16 protein-coding genes are annotated in these 15,340 nt (G+C 63.9%); 5 read left to right on the top strand and 11 right to left on the bottom strand.

Translation table 11 applies throughout. From position 1 onward, the window contains the following. Positions 1-8: 8 nt before the first annotated feature. The 5 genes from ACNFCJ_RS16775 to ACNFCJ_RS16755 all read right to left on the bottom strand — a co-directional run bounded on the left by ACNFCJ_RS16775 (position 9) and on the right by ACNFCJ_RS16755 (position 3,947). The gene (locus ACNFCJ_RS16775; protein WP_416772532.1) at positions 9-1,352 is read right to left on the bottom strand and encodes a DUF1329 domain-containing protein; all 1,344 of its coding nucleotides are present in this window, start codon (positions 1,350-1,352) and stop codon (positions 9-11) included. A gap of 323 nt (positions 1,353-1,675) precedes the next feature. Beyond that, positions 1,676-2,392 carry a tRNA (guanosine(46)-N7)-methyltransferase TrmB gene (trmB, locus tag ACNFCJ_RS16770; protein ID WP_099525944.1) on the bottom strand — a complete coding sequence of 239 codons (717 nt, stop codon included), beginning with the start codon at positions 2,390-2,392 and terminating at the stop codon, positions 1,676-1,678. 67 nt (positions 2,393-2,459) lie between these two features. After that, the gene (locus ACNFCJ_RS16765) at positions 2,460-3,254 is read right to left on the bottom strand and encodes a thiazole synthase (protein ID WP_017363115.1); all 795 of its coding nucleotides are present in this window, start codon (positions 3,252-3,254) and stop codon (positions 2,460-2,462) included. Positions 3,255-3,272: 18 nt separating this feature from the next. Further along, complete coding sequence (gene thiS / locus ACNFCJ_RS16760) at positions 3,273-3,473, bottom strand: sulfur carrier protein ThiS (protein WP_061240208.1); 201 nt, start codon at positions 3,471-3,473, stop codon at positions 3,273-3,275. A 102-nt stretch (positions 3,474-3,575) separates the two neighbouring features. Beyond that, positions 3,576-3,947 carry a DUF423 domain-containing protein gene (locus ACNFCJ_RS16755; RefSeq protein WP_416772531.1) on the bottom strand — a complete coding sequence of 124 codons (372 nt, stop codon included), beginning with the start codon at positions 3,945-3,947 and terminating at the stop codon, positions 3,576-3,578. A 234-nt stretch (positions 3,948-4,181) separates the two neighbouring features. Here ACNFCJ_RS16755 and mtgA point away from each other — a divergent pair, with 234 nt between their 5' ends. Beyond that, positions 4,182-4,910 carry a monofunctional biosynthetic peptidoglycan transglycosylase gene (mtgA, locus tag ACNFCJ_RS16750; RefSeq protein WP_416772530.1) on the top strand — a complete coding sequence of 243 codons (729 nt, stop codon included), beginning with the start codon at positions 4,182-4,184 and terminating at the stop codon, positions 4,908-4,910. Between the two features lie 10 nt (positions 4,911-4,920). Here the strand turns inward: mtgA and ACNFCJ_RS16745 are convergent, their stop codons facing one another. From ACNFCJ_RS16745 to ftsY, 5 genes are all read right to left on the bottom strand, one after another. Then, positions 4,921-5,532, bottom strand: coding sequence for a hypothetical protein (locus ACNFCJ_RS16745; RefSeq protein ID WP_416772529.1), 612 nt, complete (start codon positions 5,530-5,532; stop codon positions 4,921-4,923). Positions 5,533-5,594: 62 nt separating this feature from the next. Next, positions 5,595-6,449, bottom strand: a complete 855-nt coding sequence (gene rpoH, locus ACNFCJ_RS16740; RefSeq protein ID WP_017675856.1) for an RNA polymerase sigma factor RpoH — start codon at positions 6,447-6,449, stop codon at positions 5,595-5,597. A 143-nt stretch (positions 6,450-6,592) separates the two neighbouring features. Continuing rightward, positions 6,593-7,609, bottom strand: coding sequence for a permease-like cell division protein FtsX (ftsX, locus tag ACNFCJ_RS16735; protein ID WP_416772526.1), 1,017 nt, complete (start codon positions 7,607-7,609; stop codon positions 6,593-6,595). Continuing rightward, entirely contained in the window at positions 7,609-8,277 is a 669-nt protein-coding gene (ftsE, locus tag ACNFCJ_RS16730; RefSeq protein WP_017675858.1) for a cell division ATP-binding protein FtsE, read from the bottom strand. The genes ftsX and ftsE overlap by 1 nt, the downstream gene beginning before the upstream one ends. Further along, entirely contained in the window at positions 8,274-9,605 is a 1,332-nt protein-coding gene (ftsY, locus tag ACNFCJ_RS16725) for a signal recognition particle-docking protein FtsY (RefSeq protein ID WP_416772525.1), read from the bottom strand. Before ftsY ends, ftsE begins: the two co-directional genes overlap by 4 nt. Before the next feature lie 142 nt (positions 9,606-9,747). On the opposite strand from ftsY, the gene ACNFCJ_RS16720 reads away from it, so the two are divergent. From ACNFCJ_RS16720 to ACNFCJ_RS16705, 4 genes are all read left to right on the top strand, one after another. Continuing rightward, positions 9,748-11,115: a M16 family metallopeptidase gene (locus ACNFCJ_RS16720; protein WP_416772524.1), complete on the top strand. Its 1,368-nt coding sequence runs from the start codon at positions 9,748-9,750 to the stop codon at positions 11,113-11,115. Beyond that, positions 11,112-12,572, top strand: a complete 1,461-nt coding sequence (locus tag ACNFCJ_RS16715) for a M16 family metallopeptidase (protein ID WP_092378261.1) — start codon at positions 11,112-11,114, stop codon at positions 12,570-12,572. The genes ACNFCJ_RS16720 and ACNFCJ_RS16715 overlap by 4 nt, the downstream gene beginning before the upstream one ends. Continuing rightward, positions 12,572-13,192, top strand: a complete 621-nt coding sequence (gene rsmD / locus ACNFCJ_RS16710; protein ID WP_416772522.1) for a 16S rRNA (guanine(966)-N(2))-methyltransferase RsmD — start codon at positions 12,572-12,574, stop codon at positions 13,190-13,192. Before ACNFCJ_RS16715 ends, rsmD begins: the two co-directional genes overlap by 1 nt. A 67-nt stretch (positions 13,193-13,259) precedes the next feature. Beyond that, positions 13,260-14,240, top strand: a complete 981-nt coding sequence (locus ACNFCJ_RS16705) for a hydrolase (RefSeq protein ID WP_003464002.1) — start codon at positions 13,260-13,262, stop codon at positions 14,238-14,240. 182 nt (positions 14,241-14,422) lie between these two features. Here ACNFCJ_RS16705 and ACNFCJ_RS16700 read toward each other — a convergent pair whose 3' ends face one another. Next, on the bottom strand, positions 14,423-15,082 hold the full coding sequence (locus ACNFCJ_RS16700; protein WP_147811582.1) for a TetR/AcrR family transcriptional regulator: 660 nt from the start codon (positions 15,080-15,082) through the stop codon (positions 14,423-14,425). Positions 15,083-15,340 lie beyond the last annotated feature (258 nt).

Genomic DNA, 15,340 nt, shown 5'->3' with positions numbered 1-15,340 from the left:
CGACTGACTCAATTACCTTCGCGGCGCAGCGCCTGCGGGGTGAAGTCACGCGGGCTCAACCTGGCGTTGAAGTCGTACATCTTCTCGTTGTTATCCAAACCGTCGGCGAAGTAGCGGCCGCCCTTGAGGTCGTAGATGGTCTCCAGGGTCGAGCCGAACATCGGCACGTCGTAGTAGCTGATCGGGTGAGCTTCCTGCAGGCCGATCAGGTTGCCATTACGGTCATACAGATCGACCGCGAGGATCTGCCAGCTGTCCTCGTCGAGATAGAAACGACGCTTGCCATACGGATGGCTGAAGCCGGTGCGCAGGTCCGCCTCCACCACCCAGACGCGGTGCAACTCGTAACGCAGCAATTCCGGATTGATGTGCTTGGCCTGCAGGATGTCGGCGTAGGGAATGCCCTTCTGGTGCACGGCATAGCTGTTGTAGGGCACCAGCATCTCGCGCTTGCCTAGCAGCTGCCATTCGTAGCGATCCGGTGCGCCATTGTAGGAGTCAACCTGGTCGGCAGTGGCCATGCCATTGGTGTCGGGTTGCAGGGTGTCGTAGGCAAGCATCGGCAGGCGGCGCACACGGCGCTCACCACGATTGAAGCGCCAGGCCTTGCGAATCGCCAGCACCTGGTCGAGGGTCTCCTGCACCACCAGCGCCGAGCCGGCCAGCTTGGCCGGCGCTACCACCTTGTACTTGTAATAGAACAGGGTGTTGTCCAGATCCTGCGGGGCAACGCCTTCGCGGCCATAGAGGAAGTAGATGTCGCGCTCGAGCTTGAGCAGGTTGTAGCTACCGTTGGCGAGCACCGCCGCCTGGTTGGTGGCCATGCTGATCTGGTCGCCGCGGTAACGCATGACGTGGTTCCAGATGGCCTCCTGGCCGGTCTGCGGCAGAGGGAACGGCACGCCGGCAGCTGCGCCCTGCACACCATTGCCACCGGAAATCAGCTCGGCATTCTGTGCATTGAAACGCGTGGCGTCATAGATACGCTGCGGCGCAGCAGCGCTGCGGCGGGTCGGGAAGACCCGCAGGTAGAAGCTGGGGTTTTCCTGCAGCAGGGTCTTGAGGCCGATCGGCAGTTGCGGTTCGTACTGCGCCAGGTTCTGGCTGTCGACGCGATACAGCAGTTTGTCGCCTGCGTATGGGTCCGGGTGGTGCATGCCGGGCTGGTAGCCGGCTGGCGGAGTCGCCAGGCCGCCCGTCCAGGCGGGAATGGTGCCGGCAGCATTACCTGCCCGCTCGCCACCCAGTGGTGTCAGGTCCTGACCCAGACGCGCGGCCTGGCTGGCATCGACCTTGGCCTGGGCCTGAAACGCCAGGGCAGTCAGCAGAAGAATGGAAACCGATCTCAACACAATGCTCTCCTCGCGGCGCCATGCAAGCGGTGCCGCTAATGTCTGCGCGCCTTGCAGGCGCACTTATCGTTGTTGTGTTCTGAGAGCCTGCTCACGGTCTCGCGAGCTAGAGCGATACAAGGCAAAAACAAGCGAGGAAGCGGAGTGTACTTTTGTACATGAGCATTCCGAGCTTGTTTTTAACGCAGTAGCGCCGACGCGCAGCAGATCGTGAGCAGGTTCTGAGGTGAGGCGCCGTCCTGGCCGTCGCTTTATCCCGATCTAATCGTGCATCCTGCCGGTTCTATATACGGGCGATCCCTACGGACAGGATCGCTCGGCAATCACTCCTGACGCTGAAACTTCAGATCCCATACACCGTGGCCAAGACGCTCGCCACGACGTTCGAACTTGGTCACCGGGCGCTCTTCGGGGCGCGGCACGTAAGTGCCATCGGCCGCCAGGTTGCGGTAGCCAGGCGCCGCGTTCATCACTTCAAGCATGTGCTCAGCATAGTTCTCCCAGTCGGTGGCCATGTGCAACACGCCGCCGACCTTCAGTTTGCTGCGCACCAGCTCGGCGAAAGCCGGCTGGACGATACGGCGCTTGTGGTGACGTGACTTGTGCCAGGGGTCGGGGAAGAACAGCAGCACGCGATCGAGGCTGGCGTCGGCCACGCAGTCACGCAGCACCTCCAGCGCATCACAGCTGTAGACCCGCAGGTTGCTGAGGTTTTGCGTCATCGCACCGTTGAGCAGCGCACCCACGCCAGGCTTGTGTACCTCGACACCGATGAAATCCTGTTCAGGCGCAGCAGCAGCCATCTCCAGGGTGGAGTGGCCCATGCCGAAGCCGATCTCGAAGGTGCGCGGCGCACTGCGACCAAACACCTGGTCGAAGTCGCGCAGACCGTCTTCCAGCTCAAGGCCGAACAGCGGCCAGCCCTTGTCGATGCCACGCTGCTGACCTTCGGTCATGCGCCCGGCACGCATCACGAAGCTCTTGATGGTACGGCGCTGGCGACCGTCTTCGGTCAGTTCGGGCTGTTGGGTATCGGTCATGCTGGACTCTTGTAGATTGCGTTACGACTGGCGCGCCGGCGGACCGGCACGCAGCCAATCGTCATCCTTAGTTGATCAGGCCAGTCAGCGGCGACGACGCACTGGCATAGAGTTTCTTCGGCATACGGCCGGCCAGGTAGGCCAGGCGACCGGCCTCGACGGCATGCTGCATGGCGCGCGCCATCAGCACCGGGTTCTGCGCTTCGGCGATGGCGCTGTTCATCAGCACCGCCTCGCAGCCCAGCTCCATGGCGATGGTGGCGTCGGAGGCAGTGCCCACGCCGGCGTCGACCAGCACCGGCACCTTCGATTCCTCGAGGATGATGCGCAGGTTGTACGGGTTGCAGATGCCCAGGCCGGAGCCGATCAAGCCGGCCAGCGGCATCACCGCGATGCAGCCGATCTCGGCCAATTGACGAGCGATGATCGGATCGTCGCTGGTGTACACCATCACATCGAAGCCATCCTTGACCAGCACTTCGGCGGCCTTGATGGTCTCGATGACGTTGGGGAACAGGGTTTTCTGGTCGGCCAGCACTTCCAGCTTGACCAGATTGTGACCATCGAGCAGCTCGCGGGCCAGGCGGCAGGTGCGCACGGCCTCGACAGCGTCATAGCAGCCGGCGGTATTGGGCAGGATGGTGTACTTGTCCGGGCTGATCACGTCGAGCAGGTTCGGCTCACCGGGATTCTGGCCGATGTTGGTGCGGCGCACCGCCACGGTGACGATCTCGGCGCCGGAAGCGGCGATGGCATCGCGGGTCTCGTCCATATCCTTGTACTTGCCGGTACCGACCAGCAGGCGCGACTGGAACGTACGACCGGCCAGGGTGAAGGGCTTGTCGCTGCGAACTTGGCTCATGGAATACTCCTCGAGGGGTCAACCGCCGCCGATGGCGTGCACCACTTCCACCTGGTCGCCTTCGGCGAGCTGGGTGCTGTCGTGCTGGCTGCGTGGAACGATGTCCTGATTGAGCTCGACCGCCACACGGCGTCCGGTCAGATCGAGGCGAACCAACAGGTCGGCGACGCTCTGGTTATCCGGCAGTTCGAAGGGTTCACCATTCAACTGGATACGCATGACGACTCGGTCACAACTGGAAAGAGGGCCGGCATTCTAGCCCGTTAACTGGCCACGACCAAGGCTAAAAGGCGCCATTCGTCCTCATTTCTGACGCCAGGGTCAGGTCAGCTTCCAGGCGCTCAGGCCCAGGCACAGCCAGCCAACGAGGAAGGCGACGCCACCGAAAGGCGTGATGATACCGAGCTTGCCGACGCCGCTGAGGGTCAGCAGATACAGACTGCCGGAGAACAGCAGGATACCCAGCGCGAAGGCGCCGCCAGCCAGGGTCACCAACCGTCCGGGCGCATGCATCGCCAGCAGGCCGACGCCGAACAGGGCCAGCGCGTGAATCAGCTGGTAATGCGTTCCGGTCTGAAACACCGCCAGATATTCGGGAGTCAGCCTGTGCTTCAGGCCATGGGCCGCGAACGCGCCCAGAGCGACACCGGTGAAACCGGTGAATGCGGACAACAGTAGCCAGAGACGGGCCATGGAAACTCCTGAATAAATCGACCTGTGCGCAGTTTAGCCATTGGGCCTGAAGACGAAATGGTTGTTATTGTCACACCTGCGCCCAACTCTGTGGTTCCGCAGCAACTGACTCGGCACTTTTTGTTGCCCGCCATCCCTGGCGTCAACCCTTCGGGCCGTCGCAAAGCGACGTCAAAAATCGCTCCCGGCGATTTTTTGTTTTAATAGCGCAACATCCGATCATTGCGAGACCCCATGCTCCGAGCCCTGACCCGCCGCCTGCTGAAACTGCTGCTCTGGCTGATCCTGGCCAGCGTACTGCTGGTGCTTGCTCTGCGCTGGGTGCCGCCGCCCGGTACGGCGCTGATGATCGAGCGCAAGATCGAATCCTGGGGCAGCGAACAGCCCATCGAACTGAAGCGCCAGTGGCGCCCCTGGAAAGAACTCCCGGATCACCTGAAGATGGCGGTGATCGCCGCTGAAGACCAGAAATTCGCCGAACACTGGGGGTTCGATGTCGGCGCGATTCAGGCGGCGCTGGCACATAACCAGAGCGGCGGCTCACTAAGAGGCGCCAGCACCCTCAGCCAGCAGGTGGCGAAGAACCTGTTTCTCTGGTCCGGGCGCAGTTGGCTGCGCAAAGGGCTGGAAGCCTGGTTCACCGCGCTGCTCGAAGTGCTCTGGTCGAAAGAACGCATCCTTGAGGTGTACCTCAATAGCGTCGAGTGGGGCGATGGCACCTTTGGCGCTGAAGCCGCGGCACAACACCATTTCGGTGTCGGCGCGCCTTATCTCAATCGCCAGCAGGCCAGCCAGCTGGCAGCGGTACTACCCAACCCGCTGCGCTGGAGTGCAGGCCGACCGGACGCCTACGTCAATCGCCGCGCCGCCTGGATTCGTCAGCAGATGACGCAGCTGGGTGGCAGCCACTACCTCAACCAGCTCAAGGCAGCGCGCCCCGACTGGTGGCCACGCTGGCTGTAGGCGAGGCTAGCTAGCGAGTCGCGCGAAAAGCCTGGCGCGGCACCGCATGCAGCAGCGCGACCTCATCGCCGCGCAGGTGCACGGTCAAACCCCATTGCGGATAGACCCAAGCCTGACCGTCGGCCAATCCCAAGGCCAGACGCGGCTGCCCGAGACTGGCGGCCAGGCGCTCGCTGGCCAGGGCTTGCGGGGCATTCAGATTGAGGCTGGCGATGGAAAAACCGGCCATCTGATCGACCAGTGATTGACCAAGGACCTGCTCGCTATCACCGGCCTTGAGGCCTTGCGCCGTCATCAGACTGTCGCGCTGCTCCGCGCTCAACTTCAGCTCGGCTTCGAGCGACCACTCAGCCTCCTCCCCTTCGAGTGGCGCACGATAGACAAGCCGTGCGCCGTCGAGGCGCGGCTCCAGCCATAGCTCGCCCGGCGCTGACGCCTGCACATCACGCAGCGTCAACTCCTCTTCGGCCAGCGGCTGCAACAGCACATCACGCCACTGCTGCAGATTGGCCACCGGCTCAACCTCGGTACTGCGCATCAGCCAGGCACCCCAGGCGAAGAACAGCGCGGCGACGAGCGCGAATATCAGCCAGTGCTGCGCTTTCAGTGGGGCTTTGTTCAAGGCAATTGCTCCAGACAGAAAAAAGCCGCACCAGGGTGCGGCTTTTCGGGGTAACGGCAGACTCAGGCGGCGATACAGCCTTTGAGCTTGTTCATCGCGTTCTTTTCAAGCTGACGAATACGCTCGGCCGACACGTTGTACTTGGCAGCCAGGTCGTGCAGCGTCGCCTTTTCCTCGGCCAGCCAGCGCTGGTAGAGGATGTCGCGGCTGCGCTCGTCCAGGCTTTCCAGCGCTTCGTGCAGGTTGCTGCTGGAACTGTCGCTCCAATCGGCATCCTCAAGCTGACGAGCCGGGTCGTAGCGATGGTCTTCCAGATAATGCGCGGGCGACTGGAAGGCGCTGTCGTCGTCGGCATCGGCTGCCGGGTCGAAGGCCATGTCCTGACCGGTCAGGCGACTTTCCATCTCGCGCACTTCGTGCGGCTCGACGCCCAGGCTGGCGGCCACGGCGGTCACTTCATCGTTGTTCAGCCAAGCCAGACGCTTCTTCTGGCTGCGCAGGTTGAAGAACAGTTTGCGCTGGGCCTTGGTGGTGGCCACTTTGACGATGCGCCAGTTCTTCAGAATGAACTCGTGGATTTCCGCGCGAATCCAGTGCACAGCGAAAGACACCAGGCGCACGCCCATTTCCGGGTTGAAGCGCTTGACCGCCTTCATCAGGCCGACGTTGCCTTCCTGGATCAGGTCGGCCTGGGCCAGACCATAACCGGAGTAGCTGCGGGCGATATGCACCACGAAACGCAGGTGGGCCAACACCATCTGGCGGGCGGCCTCGAGATCCTGCTGGTAAAAGAGATTTTCGGCCAGTTCACGCTCCTGCTCGGGTGTCAGCAGCGGGATGCTGTTGACGGCATGCACGTATGCTTCCAGGTTGGCGCCTGGAACCAGAGCATGAACAGGTTGCAAGGAAGTGGACATTCGAATCCTCCGATTCACAAAACTCATGCAGTGTAGCACTGCGCTATCTGATGCGGGGCCTGTGGATAAGTTCCCTGATAGATAGTCAATATCAACCAAAACAATGACTTGTCAGCTTGCGTTCAGCCTCGCCGAACAGCGCCCTAACGGGGTGCAAGTTCGTTCAGATGACGCGCCACCGCCAGCCAGGCACCAATATAGCCCAACAGCACGGCGCCGAGCAGCAGCGAAAGACCGTCGGAAGAAGGTACGCCACCCAGCGCGAAATCGCTACCGTAAAGGCCGGCCAAACGTACTACAGCATCGTTCAGCCAATCCAGCCCGAACGCCAGCAGCAGCCAGGCGAAGATACCTGCACCGAAGCCGTACAACGCGCCCATATAAAGGAAGGGACGTCGCACGTAGCCATCGGTTCCACCTACCAGCTTGATCACCTCGATTTCGGCGCGGCGGTTCTCGATGTGCAGGCGGATGGTATTACCGATCACCAGCAGCAGCGCCAGGATCAGCAGCAGACTGAGGCCGAAGACGAAGCGATCACCCAGCTTGAGGATCGCGGTCAGGCGCTCGACCCAGACCAGATCGAGCTGCGCCTGCTCCACCTTGGGCAGCTCCGCCAGGCGCTGGCGCAGGGCTTCGAGCTTGGCCTTGTCGACTTCCTTGGGCGTGACCAGGACCACGCCCGGCAGCGGGTTCTCCGGCAGCTCCTTCAGCGCCTGACCCAGACCCGACAACTGCTGGAACTCTTCCAGCGCCTGCTCGCGGCTGATCCACTCGGCATCGGAGACATCATCCATCGCTGCGATCTGCTCGCGCAACGCCTGGCCGTCGCGCTCACCGGCGGACATATCGAGGAACAGGGAAATCTGCGCCGCCCGCTGCCAGGAGCCACCAAGCTTCTCGACGTTGTCCAGCAGCAGCGACAGTCCCATGGGCAGGCTCAGCGCCACGGCCATCACCAGGCAGGTGAAGAAACTGCCAATGGGCTGGCGCGCCAGGCGGCGCAGGCTGTCGACCAGGCTGGCGCGGTGGCTTTCCAGCCAGGCATTGAGCAGAGTGCGAAAATCCGGCTCATCCGCCGGACCATCGACCACCTTGTTGCGCGGCGCCGCGCCGACACGTTCGGCCGGTTGCGGCGTGGGCATCTTCGATGCGCTCATCAGGCAGCCTCCCCATCACCGATCAGGCGACCGCGTTGCAGGGTGAGCATGCGCTGGCGCATACGCGCGATCAGCGCCAGGTCGTGGCTGGCGATCAGCACCGTGGTACCCAACTGGTTGATGTCTTCGAACACCCCCATGATCTCGGCGGCCAGGCGCGGGTCGAGGTTACCGGTGGGCTCGTCTGCCAGCAGCAGAGCGGGACGGTGAACGATGGCACGGGCGATACCGACGCGCTGTTGCTGACCGGTGGACAGATCGCCAGGCGACTGCGCCGCCTTGTCGCTGAGGCTGACGCGCTCCAGCGCCGCGCCGACGCGTTTGCCGATTTCCGGTTTGGACAGGCCGAGAATCTGCAGCGGCAGGGCGACGTTGTCGTAGACAGTGCGGTCGAACAGCAGTTGGTGATTCTGGAACACCACGCCGATCTGCCGACGCAGGAAAGGAATCTGCGCGTTGGTGATGGTGGAAAGATCCTGCCCGGCCAGCAGCAGCTTGCCGCTGGTGGGCCGTTCCATCGCCAGCAGCAGGCGCAGCAGCGTGCTCTTGCCGGCACCGGAGTGACCGGTGACGAAGAGAAATTCGCCGGGGCGAACGCGAAAACTCAGCTCGTGCAGCCCGACATGGCCATTAGGATAACGCTTGGCGACCTGCTCGAATCGGATCATGCCCGCTCGCGCTCCTCGAAGAGTGCCTGAACGAAAGCCTGCGCCTGGAAGGGCCGCAGGTCATCGATGCCTTCGCCCACGCCGATGTAGCGAATCGGCAGGCCGAACTGCTTGGCCAGGGCGAAGATGACGCCGCCCTTGGCGGTGCCGTCGAGTTTGGTCAGCGCCAGGCCGGTGAGGTTCACGGTCTGATTGAATTGCTTGGCCTGATTGATGGCGTTCTGGCCGGTGCCGGCGTCGAGCACCAGCAGCACTTCGTGCGGTGCGGTGTCGTCCAGCTTGCCGATCACCCGACGCACCTTCTTCAGCTCTTCCATCAGGTTGTCTTTGGTGTGCAGGCGCCCGGCGGTGTCAGCGATCAGCACGTCGATGCCGCGCGACTTGGCCGCCTGCACCGCATCGAAGATCACCGAAGCCGAGTCGGCGCCGGTGTGCTGGGCGATCACCGCGATGTTGTTGCGCTCACCCCAGACCTGCAACTGCTCCACCGCAGCGGCACGGAAGGTATCGCCGGCAGCGAGCATGACCTTCTTGCCTTCGAGTTGCAGCTTCTTGGCCAGCTTGCCGATGGTGGTGGTCTTGCCCACGCCGTTCACGCCCACGACGAGAATCACGTAAGGCTGTTTGGCAGTGTCGATGACCAGCGACTGCTCGACCGGCTTGAGCAAGGTCACCAGCTCTTCCTGCAGCGCCTTGTACAGCGCACCGCTGTCTGCCAGCTCCTTGCGTGCCACTCGCTTGGTCAAGTTGCCGATGATCGCGGTGGTCGCCTCGACGCCGACGTCGGCGGTCAGCAGGCGGGTTTCCAGATCATCGAGCAGGTCATCGTCGATGACCTTCTTGCCGAGGAACAGGCTGGCCATGCCCTCACCAAGGCTGGCGCTGGTCTTGGACAGGCCTTGCTTGAGGCGGGCGAAGAAACTCGGCTTTTCCTGAGTGACTGGCACAGCGACGGGAGCGGGCGCAACAACCTCGGGCAAGGCTTCGGCAACCGGCTCAGGCACGGGCGGCGGCTCAACGATAACAGGCGGGGCGACCGAGGGTTCGGCAACCAGCGGCTCAGCCTGTGGCACTGGAGCAGGCTCGGCCTCAGCCACTTCGGGCTCGAGTGCCGGCAAGGCTTCGGGCGCGCTCTCAGATGTCGACGGCTCGGCAGGTGGTTGAGCAGACTCGGGCTGCTCGACGGGCGCGGGCTGAGTCGGCTCAGCTGCGTTCTCAGCGGGCTTCTTGCGCCACCAACTGAACAGGGATTTCTTTTCTTCGGTCACAGGCGGAGTCTGCGCGCCAGCCTCGGCCGGCGACTTCTTGTCGTCATTGGAACCAAACATGGGTCGCTTGCATCTCAGGGGAGCGGACGCTAACAGGCTGCAAAGCCTTGCCGCGCCGCCCCGGAAAAGGATGGGGTATCCTAGCACCTCTTCGCCCGTCGGCGGTACGACCGCCCAGGCTATCCGACAGGTCTGACTTTCGATGAATGCCATTGCCCGCCGTTCCCTCGGCCTGCTGTTTGGCGCACTCTGCGTGCCACTCGCGGCCTTCGCTTCTCCCGCTCAACCCACCCACGAATTCAAACTGGACAATGGCCTCAAGGTCATCGTCCGCGAAGATCACCGCGCGCCGGTGGTGGTCAGCCAGCTTTGGTACAAGGTCGGCTCCAGCTACGAGACGCCCGGTTCCACCGGCCTGTCGCACGCACTGGAACACATGATGTTCAAGGGCAGCGGCAAGCTCGGCCCCGGCGAAGCCTCGCGCATCCTGCGGGAGCTGGGCGCCGAGGAAAACGCCTTTACCAGCGACGACTACACCGCCTATTACCAGGTGCTGGCCAGCGACCGCCTGGGCGTGGCGCTGGAGCTGGAAGCCGACCGCCTGGCCAGCCTGAAGCTCCCAGCCGACGAGTTCGCCAAGGAAATCGAAGTCATCAAGGAAGAGCGCCGCCTGCGCACCGACGACCGCCCGTCTTCGCTGGCCTACGAGCGCTTCAAGGCCATGGCTTACCCGGCCAGCGGTTACAGCATCCCCACCATCGGCTGGATGGCCGACCTCGACCGCATGCATATCGATGACCTGCGTGCCTGGCACCAGAAGTGGTACGCACCAAACAACGCTACCCTGGTGGTGGTCGGTGACGTCAGCGTGGATGAGGTCAAGAGCCAGGTGCAGCGCTACTTCGGCGACATCCCGCGCGGTGACGTGCCGACCGCCAAACTGCCGCTGGAGCTGGCCGCGCCGGGCGAACGCCGCACCACGCTGTACCTCAAGACGCAGTTGCCGAGCCTGATCATGGGCTTCAACGTGCCGGGCCTGGCCACCGCGGAAACGCCGCGCCAGGTCTATGCCCTGCGCCTGGCCGCCGCCCTGCTCGACGGCGGCTACAGCGCACGCCTGTCCACCCGCCTGGAACGCGGCGAAGAACTCGTTTCCGGCGCCAGCGCCTGGTACAACGCCTTCACCCGCGGCGACAGCCTGTTCGTTCTCTCGGCCACGCCCAACGTGCAGAAAGGCAAGACCCTGGAGCAGGCCGAAGCCGGCCTCTGGCGCGAGCTGGAAGAACTTAAAAAAGCCCCGCCGTCCACTGCCGAACTGGCCCGCGTACGCGCCCAGGTGATCGCCGGCCTGGTGTTCGAGCGCGACTCGATCACCAGCCAGGCCACCAGCATCGGTCAACTGGAAACCGTCGGCCTGTCCTGGCAACTGATCGACCAGGAGCTGGCCGAGCTGGAGGCCGTCACCCCGGCCGACATCCAGCAGGCCGCCCGCACCTTCTTCGTGCGTGACCGCCTCAGCGTCGCCCACGTACTGCCCGAAGAGTCCCGCAATGAGGAGTCCCACCCATGAAGCCTGAGCACCGCCGCCTGGGCCTGCTCGGCCTGATCCTGTCCAGCACCCTGATGCTGAGCGCCTGCGCCAACCTCTTTGACAAGGCCCCCACGGGCGATGCCGCCAAACTGCAATCCCTGGCGGCACTGGACGGCAAGGCGCCAACGCGCCGCACGCTGGATATCCAGACCTGGAGCACCGCGCAAGGCGCCAAGGTGCTGTTCGTCGAAGCCCGCGAACTGCCAATGTTCGACCTGCGCCTGACCTTCGCCGCCGGCAGCAGCCAGGACGACGGCGTACCCGGCCTGGCCACCCTGACCAATGCCATGCTCAACGAAGGTGTGCCGGGTAAGGACGTCGGCGCCATCGCCGCCGGTTTCGAGAGCCTCGGTGCCGAGTTCGGCAACGGCGCCTACCGCGACATGGCCGTAGCCAGCCTGCGCAGCCTGAGCGCACGCGAACAACGCGAACCGGCACTGGCGCTGTTCGCCGAGGTGCTGGGCAAACCCACCTTCCCCGCCGATTCGCTGGCGCGGATCAAGAACCAGCTGCTGGCCGGCTTCGAGTTCCAGAAACAGAACCCGGGCAAACTGGCCAGCCTCGAATTGTTCGAGCGCCTGTACGGCCAGCACCCCTACGCTCACCCGAGCGAAGGCACGGCGCAGTCGATCCCGGCCATCACCCGCCAGCAGTTGCAGGCGTTCCATGCCCGCGCCTACACGCCTGGCAATGCGGTGATCGCGCTGGTGGGTGATCTGTCGCGCAGCGAAGCCGAGGCCATCGCCAATCAGGTCTCCGCCGCCCTGCCGCCCGGCCCGGCGCTGCCCCAGATCGCCCAGCCGCAAACACCCAAGCCGGGCGCCAGCCATATCGAGTACCCGTCCAACCAGACCCACCTGATGATCGCCCAGCTCGGCATTGATCGTCGCGACCCGGACTATGCTGCGCTGTACCTGGGCAATCAGATCTTCGGCGGCGGCGGTTTCGGCACGCGCCTGATGAGCGAGGTGCGTGAGAAGCGTGGCCTGACCTACGGCGTCTACTCCGGATTCAGCGCCATGCAGGCGCGTGGCCCGTTCATGATCAACCTGCAGACCCGAGCTGACTTGAGCGAAGGCACCCTGGCGCTGGTCAAGCAACTGCTCGCCGACTACCTGCGTGACGGCCCCACCCAACAGGAGCTGGATAATGCCAAGCGTCAGCTGGCCGGCAGCTTCCCGCTGTCCACCGCGAGCAACGCTGCCATCGTCGGCCAACTGGCCTCGATGGGTTTCTACGACCTGCCACTGAGTTATCTGGACGACTTCATGCGTGACGTGCAGAGCCTCACCACCGAGCAGGTCAAGGCGGCGATGGCCAAACACCTCGACCCCGAGGCACTGGTGGTGGTCACCGCCGGCCCGACGGTGCCGCAGAAGGAACTGCCACCGCCCACTGAGCGCCCGGCCGAGCTACCCAGCACGGTGCCGCACTGATGCGCAGTCGCACACCGCAGAAACCCGAAGCGGGCAAGGCTCACGGCGGCCAGGGTCAGTTGCGCATCATCGGTGGCGAGTGGCGTTCGCGGCGCTTCGCCTTCCCCGACGGGCCGGGCCTGCGCCCGACCCCGGACCGGGTGCGCGAGACGCTGTTCAACTGGCTGGCGCCCTATGTCGAGGGTGCTCATGTGCTCGACCCCTTCGCCGGCAGCGGCGCACTGCTGCTCGAAGCGCTGTCGCGTGGTGCTGCCAGCGGTCTGGCCTGCGACCTCAACCCGGCCTCGGTGAGCGCCTTGCGCGGCCACCTGGCGACGCTGCAATGCAGCACGGGCGAGATTCATCTGGGCGATGCCCTGCAACTGTTGGCGCGTCCGGCGCCGCGTCGCTTCGATATCGCCCTGCTCGACCCGCCCTTCCACAAGAGCCTGCTGCAGGACGCCTGCACACTGCTGGAGACGCAGGGTTGGCTGGCCGATGACGCCTGGATCTACACCGAAAGCGAAACCGCGCCTTCGAGCCTGGGTCTGCCCGGCAACTGGCGTCTGCACCGCGAGAAGCACACCGGCCAGGTGCATTACGCGCTGTGGCAAAGAAGTTCGTCGCAGGTGCCAACGTAGCCCGGATGCAATCCGGGAGCGCTGCCCCTGGATTTCATCCAGGCTACGTTTTGGATAGACCATACCCATGACACCATTCCAACCCGCCTGGTGGCTCCCCGGCCCGCATCTGCAAACGCTGTGGAACCCCTTCTGCCGCAAGCCGCCGCAACTGGAACGGCAGCGTGAGCGGCTGTGGCTGGACGATGGTGATTTTCTCGACCTCGACTGGCACGGCCCGCATGACGCCCATGCGCCGCTGGTGCTGGTGCTGCATGGCCTGACCGGCAGCTCCAACTCGCTCTACGTGCTGGGGCTGCAACAGGCGCTGGCCGCGCGCGGCTGGGCCAGCGTGGCGCTGAACTGGCGCGGCTGCTCCGGCGAGCCCAACCTGTTGCCGCGTGGCTATCACTCCGGCGCCAGCGAGGATCTGGCATCGGTTGTGGCCCACCTGCGCGCGCAACGGCCGATGGCGCCGCTGTACGCAGTCGGCTATTCCCTGGGCGGCAACGTGCTGCTCAAGTATCTGGGGGAGAGTGGCGAGCAGAGCCAACTGCAAGGCGCAGTGGCGGTCTCGGTGCCGTTTCGTCTGGATCAATGCGCCGACCGCATCGGCCTGGGCTTCTCGCGGGTGTACCAGGCGCATTTCATGCGTGAGATGGTCGCCTACGTCAGCAACAAGCAGCGCCTGTTCGCCGAGAGTGGCCAGGGCGAACGCCTGTCGGTGCTGGAGCGCCTCGGGCCGCTGGATGGCATGCGCACCTTCTGGGACTTCGACGGGCGCATCACCGCACCGCTACACGGCTTCGCCGATGCCCACGATTACTACCGGCGCGCCTCCAGCCGCTTCTACCTGGGCGACATTCGCACGCGCACGCTGATCATCCAGGCCGAGGACGATCCCTTCATCTTCCGCCACAGCCTACCCGACGCCAGCGAACTGGCCCCCGGCACCGAGTTCGAGCTGCATGCCAAGGGCGGGCATGTCGGCTTCGTCGAGGGTACTCCGCGCCGGCCAGGTTATTACCTTGAACGGCGTATTCCGCAGTGGTTGGCAAGCCTCGGATAATCGCGGCTAAAGCCGCTCAAGGACTGCAAGAACCGTAGCCCAGATGAAATCCGAGAAGACGCGACAAAGGCCTTTCCGGATTGCAACCGGGCACGGCAGTCGCAGCGGATTGCGGGAGGCGCTTCAGCGGCGAGAAGTTCGCGGCTAAAGCCCCTCCAACGAATGCCGTGCGTGTGAGGCAATCACCCCAGCACCTGCTCAAGCGGCACATGCAGGCGCTCATACAGCGCCTCGACCGCCGCGCGCGCGGAAGGCGTGAGGTAACCGTCCTCCAGCGCCAGCACCTGATAGATGCCGCGGCGCAGCATGTCCTGGCTGAGGTTGTCCGGGCTGGCGCCAGCGGTACAGAGAAAGCGCACCCAGGAGGTCATGATGATCCAGGCGTTGAGCGTCAGCGCCTCGATCTGTGCCGGAGTCATCGACAGGATGCCGGCCTCGACGAAGCCCTGATAAACCGACTGCGCGCCCACCAGGCAACGGCGGGCGAAGGTGCGGTAACGCCCGGCCAGCTCAACGTCGGATTCCAGCAGATGCTCCAGGTCACGATGCAGGAAGCGGTAGTGCCACATCGCTGCCAGCAGCGCCTCCAGATAGAAGGTCTTGTCCGCCACCGTCAGCGCTCGCCCTTCGGGTGGCCGCAGGAAGCTGTCGACCTGCGCTTCGTACTGGGCGAACAGCTCGGCGATGATCATCTGCTTGTTGCGGAAGTGGTAATAGAGGTTACCCGGCGAAATGCCCAGGTGCGCGGCGATATGGTTGGTAGTGACGTTGCGCTCGCCCTGGGCGTTGAACAGCTCCAGGCTGGCTTGAACGATGCGCTCGCGGGTCTTGGGTGGCGCCATAACGCAGCTCGATCTCGACTTCAAAAGTGGCAAAGGTACAGGCGAAACAGCCGCCGCGTTAGCCCCCGATCAAGCCACATGCACGCTGACCGGGATACGTCTCGCCCGGACAGGCGACACCTCGCTTGACACATTAGAGTAATTGCTCTAAAAATCCAGCTTAGCCTAATCGCGGCTTATAGCCGCCTCCAGCAGGCTGTTTAAAAACGTCGGCGACGACTGCATGGATGCAGGAGTTAGAGCGAAGCAGGAAGCCCG

This window comes from Pseudomonas sp. NY15364 (assembly GCF_048068235.1).
Classification (GTDB): domain Bacteria; phylum Pseudomonadota; class Gammaproteobacteria; order Pseudomonadales; family Pseudomonadaceae; genus Aquipseudomonas; species Aquipseudomonas mendocina_D.
Note: the sequence above shows the minus strand (reverse complement) of the source record. Positions and strands in the feature narration are given on the sequence as shown.